Annotated in this window: 15 protein-coding genes; 6 read left to right on the forward strand and 9 right to left on the reverse strand. The window is 43.5% G+C overall.

From position 1 onward, the window contains the following. The first annotated feature begins 57 nt into the window (after positions 1–57). A complete protein-coding gene (locus PYW33_RS05730) occupies positions 58–1,581 on the forward strand; it encodes a TerC family protein (protein WP_004645445.1) in 1,524 nt (507 codons plus the stop codon). Between the two features lie 571 nt (positions 1,582–2,152). Here the strand turns inward: PYW33_RS05730 and thiM are convergent. The 3 genes from thiM to PYW33_RS05745 all read right to left on the reverse strand — a co-directional run bounded on the left by thiM (position 2,153) and on the right by PYW33_RS05745 (position 4,611). Beyond that, on the reverse strand, positions 2,153–3,001 hold the full coding sequence (gene thiM / locus PYW33_RS05735; protein WP_004645444.1) for a hydroxyethylthiazole kinase: 849 nt from the start codon (positions 2,999–3,001) through the stop codon (positions 2,153–2,155). 31 nt (positions 3,002–3,032) lie between these two features. Next, a complete protein-coding gene (locus PYW33_RS05740) occupies positions 3,033–4,193 on the reverse strand; it encodes a hypothetical protein (RefSeq protein ID WP_004645443.1) in 1,161 nt (386 codons plus the stop codon). 160 nt (positions 4,194–4,353) lie between these two features. Further along, entirely contained in the window at positions 4,354–4,611 is a 258-nt protein-coding gene (locus PYW33_RS05745; RefSeq protein WP_004278839.1) for a hypothetical protein, read from the reverse strand. A 361-nt stretch (positions 4,612–4,972) separates the two neighbouring features. Between PYW33_RS05745 and pepN the strand changes: the two genes are divergently transcribed. Further along, the gene (pepN, locus tag PYW33_RS05750; RefSeq protein WP_004645442.1) at positions 4,973–7,579 is read left to right on the forward strand and encodes an aminopeptidase N; all 2,607 of its coding nucleotides are present in this window, start codon (positions 4,973–4,975) and stop codon (positions 7,577–7,579) included. A 215-nt stretch (positions 7,580–7,794) separates the two neighbouring features. Continuing rightward, positions 7,795–8,004 carry a hypothetical protein gene (locus PYW33_RS05755; protein ID WP_004278836.1) on the forward strand — a complete coding sequence of 70 codons (210 nt, stop codon included), beginning with the start codon at positions 7,795–7,797 and terminating at the stop codon, positions 8,002–8,004. A gap of 33 nt (positions 8,005–8,037) precedes the next feature. Here the strand turns inward: PYW33_RS05755 and PYW33_RS05760 are convergent, their stop codons facing one another. Beyond that, complete coding sequence (locus PYW33_RS05760; protein WP_004278835.1) at positions 8,038–8,484, reverse strand: universal stress protein; 447 nt, start codon at positions 8,482–8,484, stop codon at positions 8,038–8,040. 136 nt (positions 8,485–8,620) lie between these two features. After that, positions 8,621–9,064: a universal stress protein gene (locus tag PYW33_RS05765; protein WP_004645441.1), complete on the reverse strand. Its 444-nt coding sequence runs from the start codon at positions 9,062–9,064 to the stop codon at positions 8,621–8,623. Between the two features lie 266 nt (positions 9,065–9,330). Between PYW33_RS05765 and PYW33_RS05770 the strand changes: the two genes are divergently transcribed. Both PYW33_RS05770 and PYW33_RS05775 read left to right on the forward strand, forming a co-directional pair. Continuing rightward, positions 9,331–10,317: an alpha/beta hydrolase gene (locus PYW33_RS05770; RefSeq protein ID WP_004645440.1), complete on the forward strand. Its 987-nt coding sequence runs from the start codon at positions 9,331–9,333 to the stop codon at positions 10,315–10,317. A 90-nt stretch (positions 10,318–10,407) separates the two neighbouring features. Further along, a complete protein-coding gene (locus tag PYW33_RS05775) occupies positions 10,408–10,752 on the forward strand; it encodes an SMR family transporter (protein WP_004645439.1) in 345 nt (114 codons plus the stop codon). 39 nt (positions 10,753–10,791) lie between these two features. Here the strand turns inward: PYW33_RS05775 and PYW33_RS05780 are convergent, their stop codons facing one another. The 4 genes from PYW33_RS05780 to aceR form a co-directional block, all read right to left on the reverse strand. Beyond that, the gene (locus PYW33_RS05780) at positions 10,792–11,967 is read right to left on the reverse strand and encodes a benzoate/H(+) symporter BenE family transporter (protein WP_004645438.1); all 1,176 of its coding nucleotides are present in this window, start codon (positions 11,965–11,967) and stop codon (positions 10,792–10,794) included. Between the two features lie 109 nt (positions 11,968–12,076). Beyond that, a complete protein-coding gene (leuE, locus tag PYW33_RS05785) occupies positions 12,077–12,736 on the reverse strand; it encodes a leucine efflux protein LeuE (protein ID WP_004278829.1) in 660 nt (219 codons plus the stop codon). A gap of 75 nt (positions 12,737–12,811) precedes the next feature. Continuing rightward, positions 12,812–13,789 carry a transaldolase gene (gene tal, locus PYW33_RS05790; protein WP_004645437.1) on the reverse strand — a complete coding sequence of 326 codons (978 nt, stop codon included), beginning with the start codon at positions 13,787–13,789 and terminating at the stop codon, positions 12,812–12,814. Positions 13,790–13,878: 89 nt separating this feature from the next. After that, a complete protein-coding gene (aceR, locus tag PYW33_RS05795) occupies positions 13,879–14,769 on the reverse strand; it encodes an HTH-type transcriptional regulator AceR (RefSeq protein ID WP_034605838.1) in 891 nt (296 codons plus the stop codon). 98 nt (positions 14,770–14,867) lie between these two features. Here aceR and aceI point away from each other — a divergent pair, with 98 nt between their 5' ends. Further along, on the forward strand, positions 14,868–15,305 hold the full coding sequence (gene aceI, locus PYW33_RS05800) for a chlorhexidine efflux PACE transporter AceI (RefSeq protein WP_004645435.1): 438 nt from the start codon (positions 14,868–14,870) through the stop codon (positions 15,303–15,305). Positions 15,306–15,363: the final 58 nt, after the last annotated feature.

The following is a 15,363-nucleotide window of genomic DNA, read 5'->3' on the forward strand; positions in this document are numbered from 1 at the left end:
GCCGTGCGTTGATCTTCCATCTCTATTTCTAGCTTACTCGAACGGGGTAATTCTCTAATGGAATTTTTATTAGATCCCGGAATCTGGGTAGGTTTAATTACTCTTATTATTCTTGAAATTGTTCTAGGTATTGATAACCTAGTCTTCATTGCCATTCTGGCTGAAAAACTACCTCCTGAACAACGTGATAAGGCCCGTGTGATTGGTTTATCTTTAGCGTTGTTTATGCGTCTAGGTCTGTTATTTGCCATTGCTTGGTTGGTCACTTTGACACAACCATTGATTACCGTGTTTGACTGGACCTTCTCCGGTCGGGACCTGATCTTGTTATTTGGTGGCTTGTTCTTGGTGTATAAGGCCGTTACTGAGCTGCATGAAAAGATTGAAGGCAAACCTGAAGTCACAGTATCTACCAACGTGGTATATGCAAGTTTCACTGCTGTTGTTGCACAGATTGTTGTTTTAGATGCTGTTTTTTCTTTAGATTCAGTAATTACCGCCATTGGTATGGTCGACAACATTTATGTCATGATGGCTGCAATGATTGTTGCAATGGGCGTGATGCTACTGGCATCGAAACCATTGACCAACTTTGTGAACCGCCATCCAACCGTGGTGATTCTGTGTTTAAGCTTCCTGCTTTTGATTGGTATCAGTCTGATAGCAGAAGGTTTTGGTTTCCATATTCCAAAAGGCTATATCTATTCAGGTATTGGTGTCGCGATCATAATCGAAGCATTTAACCAGTTCGGTCAGCGTAATGCTGCTAAACATGAATCTAAGATTCCTTTGCGTCATCGTACTGCCGACTCGATTTTAAAATTGATGGGTGGCAAGCTAGAGACGACTGATACTCAAAATAATGAGGCACAAGAAACCTTTGCAGATGAAGAGCGCTATATGATTGGCGGGGTGCTTACCCTTGCAGAGCGTTCAGTCGCTTCGATCATGACGCCGCGCAGTCAGATTTCATGGGTTGATCTGGAAGATAGCCCAGAACAGATCCGTGAAAAAATTCTGTCTGTTCCACACAGTCTGTTCCCTGTATGTCGCGGTAGCCTGGATAAGGTCATTAGCGTAGTACGTGCCAAAGAATTACTGGATGTACTGGAAGAGCCGGAAGAATTAAAAGCACTGATCAAACGTCATCGTCCAATTTATATCTTTGAAAAGATGAAGGTTATTGATGCAATCAATACCTTGCGTACTTCTAAAGGTTCTTTGGTCTTGGTCAGTGATGAGTTTGGTAATGTGCAGGGTCTGATTTCACCGCTAGATGTGTTTGAAGCAATTGCTGGTGAATTCCCGGATGCTGATGAGCAGCTAGATCTAGTTAAAATCGATGATACACACTGGATCGCATCGGGCATGTTAGACCTGTATCAGCTTGAGCTGGAACTTGGCATGATTGATCTGATTGATGAAGATGCGGGTTATATCAGTGTTGCGGGTTTGATTCTGGATAAAACCAACAGTACGGTTGAAGTGGGCACCGAGTTAAATTATCAGGGTGTACAGTTCAAAGTCACTGAAATTGAAAGCAATCGTATCAAGTCGGTCAGCATTCATTACGCAGTTTAAACAGGTGTTTTAAATACGTTATTTGTTCAAATTCTAAAAGTCAGTTGCTTTAGTGGCAGCTGGCTTTTTTAATGCATGTCTGTTGAATGTGGCTCATTAAAATAATATGAGCCTTCGTTTAAACTGATTTTTATCAGTTTATTCATACTATTAGTCATGTTCCCGATTGAGCTGAATATCCGGATATTGCAGTGAGATTTTGAAGCCGAAAAAGTCAAGTCAGCAATCGAAAATAAGCATGATCAAGCATCAAATATTGATTCATGTAACCTGTTAATCAAAACTTAAAAGTCATATTTAAATACTGACAAAAAATTGAACTACAATTCACATGAACTAGATTTGCATGATGCAAACAGATCTTAAGTAAAATGGAAACCGTTTGTGTGGAAATCACTAGATAAGTTGCATGAAGCCTACTCAGTTCAGAATAAAACGACTCAAAAATGATCTCCGAAAGAGCTAGACAAAACATTTCTAATGAGGTCAATAGAGCAAATGAGCAGGATCAATCTAAATAGGGGCGTTTATCTATTCAAGAGAATAAACACCCTGTGAAGCGACCAGTAAACTAAATGGATTCTGGCAGAATTTTAAAGTTGGCGTATTTTCGGATTGTTTCAGTATTGAGTTGGTGGATTTCATCCAGAAAGGCGACATTAAAACTGCCTAACTGTTGTGCGCGTTCAAATGCCAATTGACCGGCAATTGCAAAATGTACATGTGCCGTTAATGCAGCAAGGGCTGGAGACGTTACTGCACTATAGGCAGCGATCAGTGCACCGAGTGCACATCCCATCGCCGTGATTCGGGGCTGTAAAGCAGAACCGCCTGACACCTGTATCACAGGATAGTCTTTCGAAATAATGTAATCAGATTCACCGGAGATTGCGATACATTCACAATGATCCAGCAAACTTCGCGCCTGTAAATAAACATCCGCACTGTCTACTGTGCTGTCTACACCCTTGGACTCGATCTGCTTGCCAGCCAAAGCACCAATTTCAGAAGCATTGCCTCGTAAAATCGTAGGCTGGGAATGCATCAACTGATCTACGACGCCAGAACGCCAGCGCAGAACTGTTCCATAACCGACCGGATCAAGCACCCACGGTTTTTGCAATTGATGTGCAGTTTTCGCAGCAATCTGCATCGCCTGAACCTGCTCTGTCGTCGGTGTACCCAGATTCAGACTGATCGCTGTAGCAGTCTTGGCAAAACTTTCAGCTTCAAACGGATTGTCGATCATGGCCGGAGAAGCATGCGCAGCCAGTACAATATTGGCGACATAGTTGCTGGCCACCGTATTGGTCATGATATGCACCAGGGGCTGCTGTTGCTGAAGTTTCAACCAGGCCTCACAGATCTGATCCAGAAGCGTTTGCTGTAGTGCTTGCGTAGAAGTCGTCATAATGGTCATTTAGAATAAGAGAAAGATTCGTTGTATTCGGTCAGCGGGTAAAATAATGGTCTTGATGCTTGCAGCTACGACAGAACAGGCTGACATAGTCACTGGCATCATAATCCACCGACAGTTCCTGTGAGCCGCAATGCATACAACGTTTTTGGGAATAGAATTTCAGGCGAGGTTCGATCTTGTGCCACGAACGCCACACCGGCTGAAAGAAGATATTTTCATCATAGCCCAAAAACCGATAAAACAGGATTTCGCTCATCTTGCTGAATGCCAGTTGCGGTGGACGCGGCAGGGTAGAGGTTTCCCATTTTTCTGTAACTGAACGTTCGCGGTACTGCTGCAAGGTTTTTTTCAGCAGATTGGTATTAATAAAGTTTTCATTGCGGGGCTTGAGGGCTTTTTGTTTATATAGATATTCCAGCCCGGTCTGCACCAGATAATAAATCTGACCCACAGCCAGTACATCCAAAAGACGATAGCAAAAGGTCTGAAAGCTCTGATTTCCGGCAATTTGCACATTCCAGCTACGGCAATAGAATTGGGCAAACTGAATGATTTCTTCATATAGCAGGCAATAGAGTGCATCTTTGACTTCATCTGCACTTTTAAAGGGCACACCTTGGCTCAGGTTTTGATAAAACCAGTTGCGCAGCTGCTGGGTGATACTGAACAGGGTCGGTTCAGAATAACCATCCAGTCGCACATTAATATAATAATGCTGATTTTCCTGCTGGAGATCTTTGGGAATCAGAACCTGATCCCGGATCAGGCTTTTTACCAGACCATGTTGGAACAGATAGTTGGGACTGATGGAATAATATCGAATTTGATGCCAGTCAATATATTCGCGGTGCTGGCTATATTCCTGAACCTGCTCATCCAGAATCGCAAGTAAAAACAGTTTATTGATAAAACTGAGCTGATTGAGCTCAAGAACCGGTCGATCCTGTTTTTTATGATATTGACGGTTTTCCTGTAAACGGACTTCCTTGAGCATGCGTTTACGCTGCGCCAGACATCGTTCACAATAACAATTGTGCTTTTGATCGGAGTAAAGCTGATGCTGACAATGGCTGCATTCATGATAGCTCAGTTCCTGATCATATTGCTCTGCCTCAATCCAATACATCGATGCCTTACACAGCGGGCAGTGGGTACTTTCATCAAGCTGTTTTTGCAGAACACTGAATACCATGGTCGCGGGCAACTCTAGAATGGACGGGCATTTGATTATACACGGCTGATGAGATGCAAACGTAGTGGACTGGTGCAATTTTTCTAAATCAAAAATAGTCATCCAAACAGAAGAAGAGCTACCGAAGTAGCTCTGATTTTAAAACATGAAATGACGCTTTTTAAACCGGGCAGGGTAATGTGTCGTCCTCCTCGCCGCGATGTTTAGCATGAATTAAGGCCTGAACCTTTTTAGAGGGCACTTTTTTGGCACCGAGTGCATCGTAGGTGTTAAGAATGGCAGTCACTTCATGGGCCTGAAGCGGAATGCCTTCACAGCTCATCAACAGTGCAATCACTTTATGGTCAATATTGGCCTGATCTAGGGTCTGCAAAGTTTTGATATTTTCGATCCGTACAACATGCTGTTTTAAATACATGGCTCACCTCATCATCGTTATCATTATTCTTTCATTGGAAGTGTGGAAAAACACAGTTTAACTGTAGCAAGAAGTGTGCTCATTTATTAATCAGAATTTATTCGGTACTCAGCAAATAAAATTATATATTTTTAAATCAGTTATTTATGAAAATGTCAGAAATTATGATCCTGACTATTTTTATGGCACAGATATTTCTTATGTAGAGTCGAGTGCTGCTCAATTAGGCAGAATGCATTGAAAGTGGTGCATGAAATGCCCATATTAGATCTAACAATACAAATGCACAGACAGCGTTTAAAACTTGGCGTATGATTTTGACATGAACAATGTCGAACACGATAAAAGATTAGGACAGGACATGAATATTGCGGCAAACCCGGTGATCGAAGCGGATCAAACCATTTATTTAAAAGACTATCAAAAACCTTCCTTTATTGTTGATTCCATCGACCTGAATATTCAAGTCTATAGTGACCACAGTCTGGTCAGCAGCAAGCTGGAGATGCAGCGCCAAACTGCTGGCGATCTGGTTCTGCTTGGCCGCGATCTAGAGCTGCAATCGATTAAGTTAAATGGTCAAACTCTGAATGCCAGTGACTACCACTTGGATGCTGAACAGCTGGTCATTGCCAATGCACCTGATCAAGTGTTGCTTGAAATTGTGGTTAAAATCCACCCTGAAAGTAATACGATGCTGGAAGGTTTATATCAGGCCAGTTCAGATCTGTTTGTGACCCAAAATGAACCAGAAGGGTTCCGTAAAATTACTTTCTATCCAGACCGTCCAGATGTGTTGTCGGTCTTTACGACGCGTGTCGAAGCAGATAAGAAATATCCGGTTTTGCTTGCAAATGGTAACCTGCTGGAAACAGGTGAAGTCGATGCCAATCGTCATTATGCCATCTGGCAGGATCCGACCAAGAAACCGAGCTATTTGTTCGCCTGTGTCATTGGTGATTTGGCAGTGATGAAAGATTCTTATGTCACATCGGAAGGCCGCAATGTAGCTCTGGAAATCTATGCAGAAGAAAAAGATATTCCAAAATGCAAAATCGCCATGGAAGCGCTCAAACATTCCATGCGCTGGGATGAGGAGCATTATGGTCTGCCTTATGATCTGGATAACTACATGATCGTGGCGACCAGTGCATTCAACATGGGTGCCATGGAAAATAAAGGTCTGAATATCTTCAATACTTCATGCGTGCTGGCCGATGAAGAGTACACCACTGATGCCGCAATCATGCGAGTGCAGTCAGTCATTGCACATGAATATTTCCATAACTGGACTGGTAACCGGATTACCTGTCGTGACTGGTTCCAGTTATGTTTGAAAGAAGGCTTGACTGTATTCCGTGACCAGTCTTTCTCGGAAGATTTACAGTCGGCTGCGGTACAACGTATTGATGATGTAGCAGTTCTCAAAGCGCATCAGTTCCCGGAAGATTCAGGGCCGCTGTCGCATCCACCGCGTCCGGATCATTTTGTAGAAATTAACAACTTCTATACTGCCACTGTTTATGAAAAAGGTGCGGAAATTAACCGCATGATGGCGACCTTGCTTGGCAAGGAAAAATTCCGTCAGGGAACCGATGAATATTTCCGCCGTCATGATGGTCAGGCGGTAACAGTTGAGGATTGGGTGGCCGCGCTTACAGCAGGTTCAGGTGTGGATCTTTCAAACTTCCTGACCTGGTACAACCAGCCAGGTACGCCTAAATTGCAAGTAAAAGCTGAGTACGATGTTGAGACCCAAATCTATCGTCTTCACTTCAAGCAAAGCCTGAAACCGCATGCCAAATACCCGAATCTGAAAGCAGTTCCAATTCCAGTGGCTTTGGCATTGTTTGATGCTGAAAGCGGTGAGCAGCTAACGCTGAACTCTGAGGCACTCTTTGGAAATGGCGTCAAAGATGGCGTGTATCTGTTTGATCAGGATGAAGCCACGATCGAATTTAGCGGTGTGACAGCAAAACCGGTGGTGTCCTTGCTGCGTAATTTCTCTGCACCGGTGAATCTGGACTTTGACTATTCAGAAAAAGAACTGGCTTTCCTGTTGCAATACGAGACCAATGGTTTTAACCAGTGGCAAGCAACTCAGACCTTACTCGAGCGTATCTTGCTGGATGACCAGCCTGCAGAAATTTATATCGAGGCTATGCTCAATACCTTGCCGGATGTGATTGAGAAAGATCCGCTGTTGGCATCACGTCTGTTTGATGTACCGTCGGAAGGTTATTTAGGTAGCCGTATTGATCAGGATTATAATCCGGTCATGATTCAGGAAAAGCGTGAGGCTTTGCTGCATACCTTGGCACGTGCTTTTGGAGAAACAGCGAAAGAAACTTATCTTAATCTGGATCCTGATCTGCAATCTGAATTCTCACAAGCGATGGGTGTGCGTGCTTTAAGAAATATTATGCTGACGATGATGGCTCGTCAGGGAGATGCATTTGCCTTTGATTTAGCCTATGAGCAATATCACACAGGCAATATGTCTGAACGTTTGGGTGCGCTGAAAGTCTTGGTCTGGAATGATGCACCACAAGCAGAAGAAGCTTTGGCAGATTTCTATAGCCGCTTTGAAGATGAAGCCTTGTCTTTAGACCAATGGTTTATGGTTCAGGCAGCACATCCAAAAGCAACGGATGCAACGATTGCGTATCTGACCCAGCATCCGGATTATGATCTGGCTGTGCCTAACCGTATCCGTGCAGTGAGCGGGGGGCTGAATGCTAATCCGGTCAATACCTGGAGCTTTGGCGTGCAGCATTTTATTGGACTGGCAAAATATCTGGACGAGAAAAATCCGATTGTAGGCTCACGTTTGCTACAGGTATTGTCACGCTGGTATACCTTGGCAGAACCGCAACGCAGTGAAGTGAAAGCACAGCTTGAAACCTTAAAGCCACTGGTTAAATCTAAAAATGTGTCTGAGACACTCAATAGTATGCTCAGCGTATAACATCAATATTCATAAAAAACCGGATCGACCTGATCCGGTTTTTTATTTCCTGTTTATTTCAAACGCTGGCTTTAAATACAGTTGAATTTCTCTAAAGGCTTAGGTAAGTACTAAAGGGTGTTACAGTATGATTATACGGAAAAGAGTATTTGTTTATTAAGCTGTAAGCTAGGTAAAGGGATCTACAGATTCGCTTACTAGAGGTTGTCCAAGATATGTTAGTGAAAATTGAAGATGGTTTTTATTTAAATAGCCAGCATATTATTGCCGTACATGTCAGCAAGAATCCTGAAAATGGCTTACTTGAAATCTCCATTCAATATACGCCGCATTCCATTCAGCAGGTCGGAGAATACAAAAAAGTATTTCAAAGCCAGCTTGATGCTGAAATATTCTTAAGTGAGTTAAATCAAAAACTTCGCTAAAAGCCTGCATCATACAGGCTTTGATCAAGCATCTTATTGTCTGACGATGAGGACTGGAATAGAGGAAAGTGCCAGAACATTCTGAGCGACACTGCCCAGCATGAGTTTTTGCAGACCCTTACGACCATGTGAACCCATAATGATCATATCGGTCGGGGATTCATTTGCAGCCTGCATAATGCCTTCTGACGGTGCCATGCCATGCAGGATTTTTGTCGTCACCTGGATGCCATCACGAACAAAGTTCAGTTTCAGTTCATTTAAACGATCCAGCGCATTTTGTTCTGCATGCATAAAATAGTCTGTGACTGCAGGAGCAACTTTGTAAAAATCTACGCCCTTAAAGGGATCCACCGCAATCACACTGAGTAAAGTGACATGGCTATGAAATACTTTGGCCAGTTCCAGGGCATGATCTGCGGCAGCATAGGAAATCGAGGACTCATCGAGTGCTACGAGAAGATGATCATAGTTATTCATGGTGCTTCCTCATATTTATTATTGCAGTAAAGGGGGAGTGTGGTTTAAGCGAGTAAATCTCCACAGCATGTTTTGTTAGACTTCCAAATGTAAAAGTAGCAAGTACTGCGCATCTTGAAGATGCGCAGCATCAGGATTATTTTTTCACGATCAGTACGGGAATTTCACTCGCACCCAATACATCTTGTGCAAAGCTGCCCAGAATCATTTTCTGGAAGCCTTTACGGCCATGAGAACCCATGACGATCAGGTCGGCTTTCACCTCACCCGCGGTTTCAGCAATATGTTCTGCATTGACTAAACCTGTGACAATGCGGGATTGCGCTTCAATACCTTCACCGGCTGCGATGGCAGTGGCTTCTTTCAAGGCCTTTTTGGCATTGGCATGTGCCTCGATAAAATATTCCTTCATGATGGAGGAGCTGTAATAGAAATCAGCCTCGGTAAAAGGATCTTCTGCGATCAGGCTGATCAGGGAAAGCTGACTACCGAATGCCTTGGCAATTTTGGTAGCATGTCGTACTGCAGAAAAGGAAATTTCTGAACCGTCCACTGGGACTAAAATATGTTGATAAGCCATGGCTTTTCTCCGCAGGTTGTCTGATTTTTAGGCTTGGTTTATTGATAGCACAGTGCTGTGGCGGGTGCAATTGCAAAAAAGCGGTAAAATTGAAAAAACTTATTAAATTACAAATATTTTTCATGTAAAAGTGATGAAAAAAACAGAGTAAAAAACTCGGATTTACAGTTTTAATGATCAAAAATAAGAGGATGAATAGTCCTCGTTTGCAGCAGGATGGTTTAAACTGCCGTAGCCTGTTTTTAGATCATGTATAGGGGACAGTTTTGAGGTTTTTTGCCATTCATCTTTTGCTCATAGGTTCAGTTATTCTTTCCGGCTGTCAGACCACACAGAACAGTAAAGTCATTGCCGGTGCTTTTAACCTGACCACAGGCTTGCAGCAAAAAGTGATGGATCGTTATGCGCCTGGTGCGGTTATCGTCCAGCAAAATATTACCTATGCGCCGCAGCAGAAATTATCTCTGGATCTGTATCAGCCGCAGAATATTGCCAGTATTGGCCCGCGACCGACTATTGTCTGGATTCATGGCGGCGGCTGGATTTCAGGTTCTAAAGAACATGCACGGGGTTATTTCAAGCTGCTGGCGGCACAGGGCTATAATGTGGTATCCGTGCAATATCAGTTTGCGCCACAAGCGACCTATCCAAGCCAGTTACACCAGATCAATCAGGCACTTGAATTTCTCGATACCTATGCAGAAACCTATCAAATCGATGCCCAGAACCTATATCTGGCCGGAGATTCTGCCGGGGCGAATATGGCCAGCCATTACGCCGCTCTTTTGACTAATCCTGTATTTTCCAACCAATCCGGTATTCAGCCTCATCTGCAACCTGCGCAGCTTAAAGGTTTAATCTTGCATTGTGGAATTTATGACTTGGAAGCATTTGCCAGCACAGCACCTGAAGAAATGAAAATTATTGAATGGGGTGTCTTTAACCTGATTCAGGCTTATACCGGCGAGCGTAAACATGATGCCGCGTTTTTAAAGCAGATTTCTCCAATCCAGTATATTACGCCGTCTTATCCGCCAGTGTTCATCAGTGGCGGGAACAAGGATTTTCTGACCGATACTCAGTCGCTACCATTTGTAAAAGCTTTGAAGGAACAGCAGATTCCTGTGACTGAAATATTTTATCCGGAGTCTAAGGCTTGGCTTATTCATGAATATCAGTTTTTTATGGGCAAAAAGGAAAGTCAGCAAACCTTTGTCAAAACACTGGATTTTTTACATCAGCTTTCCCCTTGAAGAGAAAACTGTGCAAAATGAATCTCTCAAGATTGATCATGTCAGATCGTCCCGACAGCAATCATTGAAAAATTGTTTGGAGTTTAAAAAATGAATCCTGTCTCATGGGCATATTTGTTGTTGGCGTTGGCTATTATTGCCGAAGTGACTGGATCAACATTTCTGGTGAAGTCAGAAGGCTTTACCCGATTATGGCCATCTCTGGCAGTAGTCATTTTATTCTGTATTGCATTTTATTTATTGTCTCAGGTGATTAAAGTGATTCCTTTAGGCATTGCCTATGCGATCTGGGCGGGAGTAGGCATCGTTCTTACGGCAATCGTAGGCTATGTAATCTTTAAACAGGCGTTAGATTTGCCCGCTTTTATCGGGATTGCACTGATCATTTCCGGTGTGGTGGTGATTAACCTGTTTTCCCAGACTGCAGGGCATTAAAAAGGCAGACAAGGTAGCTGCCTCATTTCTACAATAAGCTTATGCCACTTGCGGTTTAAGCTTAAACATTAAATAAACTATCAGACCAAGTAGCAGTCCCCAAAAAGCGGAGCCAATACCAAAAAACTGGATATTAGAGGCGCTAAACAGGAATGTCATCAGTGCTGCTTCACGGTCATGACTGTCCTGAAAAGCCAGCGCGATATTGTGGCCAATGGTGCCAAACAGGGCAATGCCTGCCAATACTGTAATCAGAATCCCCGGAAAAGCCATTAGTACACTGGTCAAGGTCGCAGCAAAAAAACCCATCAGGATATAAAACAGGCCGCAGCTCATACCGGCAATATAACGTTTGGCCGGATCAGGATGCGCTTGGACATCCAGGCTGACCGCCGCACTGATTGCGGCAAGATTGACACTAAAACAGCCAAATGGTGCCAACATCGTCTGTGTAATACCCGTCCAGCCTAGAATAGAATTTACTTTCGGGGGATAACCATAACTTTTAATCACAGCCAAGCCGGGCAGGTATTGCGATGCCAGGTTAATCACCATTAAGGGTAAAGCCAGTCCTAAAATAGCCTGTAGGCTAAATTCAGGCGTAGTCCAGACCGGCTGGGCAATACTCCAGTTCAGCTGTGGAATAGTAAAATTAATAAAGAACGGACAAAGGGCAATAGCCATCAACACGGTAATCACGATGCTATAGCGCGTACTCAGTTTTTTGGAAACCAGATAAATCGCCAGTACACAAACCACAAATTCCCATGACTGTTGCAAACTACCAAACACTGAGATGCCAAATTTTAATAACACACCTGCTAGCATGGCACTGGTCAAACTTTGTGGAATAAACTGAAAAATTCGCTCGAAAATTCCAAAGAATCCCAGACAGGCAATCAGGACACCAGAAATCAGAAAAGCGCCAATTGCTTCCCCCAGACTATAGTGACCGGCAGAAGCAATGACCAGCGCCAGACCGGCAGTCGACCAGGCGGTTGAAATCGGATAGCGATATTTCCAGGAAAGCAGAAACCCGGAAACTCCAATGCCGATACCCAGTGCCCACAACCAGGAACTGATCTGTGCCTGATTGGCACCCAGGCTTTGCGCAGCTTCAATAACCAGTACGGCAGAAACACTGATACCAATCATGCAGGTAATAAAACCGGCCATGATGGCGGGAAAGGAGAGATCTTGTAAAAGTTTTGGCATCATCCATGACACTATTTTTAAATGCGTTTAAATCATACGCTTTTCACGTATCAACACAATGTTTTTAACAATTTTATCCAGAGGTCTGCTGGCTTGAAGCCGGTCATTGCTAGAAAGTTGAAGTCGCCAGTTTAAGGCCAAAACCGCAAAACAGGATCCCAACCGCCGCGACACAGCTGGCAGTCACTTTATAGTTCTGATTGAAATAGGAGGCCAGTTTTACACCAGAAAAAATCAGGATCGACAGATAGGTCATACTGATCAATTGCAAGATTACAGCCAGAAGCGTGAATGTCAGGGCTGGATAAGGATAGGCAGGATCGACAAACTGCACAAAAAAAGACAGATAAAACAGAATCGCTTTGGGATTTAAAATACTGATTGTGAGCGCTGTACGAAAGGGCTGAACAGATTCTACCGTATCTGGAGTCGTCTTTTTAATCTGGACGCGTTGTGATGACTTTTCCGGAAAGAAAGTCTGGTAGGCCGCAATGATTAGCTTGATACCCAAGTAACTGAGATAGATCGCTCCAATAACTTTCAGTGCAATAAACAGTACCGGAAAGGCATGCAGTAAAGAAGCTGCTCCCAATGCTGTACATATAATCAGGATCAGATCGCCCGTATAAACCCCCAAGGCACCCATATATCCCGTCTTAATCCCAAAGCGCGAAGCAATCGACATGACATACAGGGAATTCGGCCCGGGCAGTAGCACAATCAACGTGGTTCCAATGATAAAGGTCGTTAGATCTGTGATACCAAACACGAAAAACTCGCATGAACAAAAAAGCCGATGCGGCATTATAGCAACATCGGCTTGGAGAAATTTGCTAAATTTTCTTTAAATCTCAGTGGTACTCAGGAAAGTTTCACGTAATAAAGCAGCCAGTTGCTCACGGGCTTTAATGAAACCGTCAATGCCGCCTTGCAATAATTCACTGGCCATCGGATCCTGTTTCAGTTGTGCTTCAAAATCGGCAGGGCTGATTGGGCTGAGTTCACCTTGAACTTTAATATCTTTGGCTGAGAGTTGGGCCTGCACTTCACGCTGATCATTTTCCAGTTCGGCCAGCAGGTTTGGTGCTACCGTGAGCAGGTCACAGCCGCTCAAGCCTAGAACCTGATCAATACTGCGGAAGCTGGCACCCATGATTTCAGTCTGAATACCATGCGCTTTATAAAATTCATAAATACGCTTAACCGAAAGTACACCCGGATCTTTTTCAATCGGGTAAGACTCAACGCCTTCAGCTTTTTTGTACCAGTCCAGAATACGGCCGACAAAAGGCGAGATTAATGTTACTTTGGCATCAGCACAGGCATGGGCCTGATGCTGACCAAACAATAAAGTCAGATTGGTATGAATGCCTTGTTCTTCCAGTGCTTTCGCTGCCTGAATGCCTTCCCAGGTAGACGCGATCTTGATCAGAATGCGGTCTGAGTCAATTCCATATTGCGCATAAAGTGCCAGTAACTCTTTGGCTTTGGCAATGGTAGCTTCAGTATTAAAGGACAGCGAAGCATCGACTTCCGTTGAAACACGACCTTCAATCAGTTTTAAGATTTCTACACCAAATTTGACCGTTAAAATATCAATAGTCCGTTCAATCAGAGCGTCATCTGCATAGCCTTCTTGCTGGGCTTGCTGAAAAGCAGCTTCAATCAAGGCCTGATTTTCAGGTTGTTTTGCTGCTGCAGTAATCAGCGATGGATTGGTGGTTGCATCAAGCGGACGAAATTTTTCAATGGCACTCAAATCACTGCTGTCTGCCACAATGGTCGTCAAGTTTTTTAATTGGTTTAATGCAGTTAATGTCATTACGATCTAGTTCTATGGTTATTGCTTATGCTTTCTTATATATCATAAATGGCCGGTTTACCAAGTAGACTGTCGTTGAATTTCTGTGATTAATGCCCGGTTTTACGTTGTTTGCGCAAGTGATTAATCAAAAAATGAGCAGCTGTGCCTAATCGGGTTTCTCTGCTCCAGACCAGATCAACAAAATATTCAAACTTTGGGGTGAAATCGAGCAGGTTGAGAACCTGTAACTGATCTTGCAAATGTGGCTGCTCATTCAGCATTTCGAGTGGCAGAACCCCCCAGCCCAGTCCTTGCTGAATCATGCTGCAAGCAGAGTGGTGGTTGTCGGTGCGCCAGTAATTTCGTGAAAAGAGTAGTTCCGGCTTGATGGTGCGATCCCGACTGGCCACCACAATCTGCCTGTTTTGCAAAATCTGTTCATAACTGACTTGATCGAACTGACTTAGGGGATGCTGTTTGGCGACTATAGCCACCAGTACCTCACGTTTCAATTCCACAAACTGTTCCCGTGTTTCCAGTTGTTCGCGTTCAAACATCAAGGCCAGCTGCGCTGAACCTTCAAACAGCATACGATGTGCATCTTCCTGAGGTGCACTGAATACATTGACTTGCAGTGCAGGAAATTCCTGTTCCAGTAACACGATATAATCGGTCCAGCGCGTATGCAGCAATTCTGAAACCACCACAATATTCAGTTCAGATTCCAGGCCTGAACTTAGGGCTTGAGCATGCTGTTTCCACTGATTCATTTCGACCAGAAGTTGCTGGGTTTTTTCATACAATACCTGCGCCTGTGCGGTCGGTTTCGGTTCACGACCTATACGCTGAAACAGTTCTAGATTCAGGTCTATTTCCAGATTGGCAATGGCCATACTGACTGCGGAAGGTACTTTACCTAGTTGACGGGCAGCCGCAGAGAAAGAACCGGTTTCCATCACAGTTTTAAACATCAGTAGCTGTTCTTGATTAACATTCATAATTTTATCTTTCATTTTTATTGATAGATTCTAACTCGAATAGTCAGATTTAAAGAAATAAAATTCTTGCATCATGTAATGAATTGAGCTGATTTGATATGTTAATTTCTAAAAGAAGATTGATTCATGCTGCCTTATATGAAGGCATTCTGCTGGTCGTGATCGCTGTCCTGCTAAGTACATTGATGCATATGCCGCTTGAGGTCACCGGTGCACTCGGGATTGCCATGGCTCTGACTTCAGTACTCTGGAATATGCTGTTTAATCATTATTTTGAAAAATTTGAAGCGAAACATCGTTTAAAAAGAACCATTAAAGTGCGAATTGCTCATGCAATTGGCTTTGAAGGCGGTTTGATGCTGGCGACCATTCCGATGGTGGCTTATGCCTTACACATGAGTCTGGCTCAGGCCTTTTTGCTGGACTTAGCTCTAACCCTTTGTATTCTCGTATATACCTTTATTTTTCAGTGGATTTATGATCATCTAGAAGCCAGACTGGGGCTACAGCCAGATTATCGGAAAATCTCATCATAAAATACAGCATAAAAAATACCACACAGTTCAGACTCCCTTTTCAGAATGCGAAAGGTGA

This window comes from Acinetobacter lwoffii (assembly GCF_029024105.1).
In the GTDB taxonomy this organism is placed as follows: Bacteria; Pseudomonadota; Gammaproteobacteria; order Pseudomonadales; family Moraxellaceae; genus Acinetobacter; species Acinetobacter lwoffii.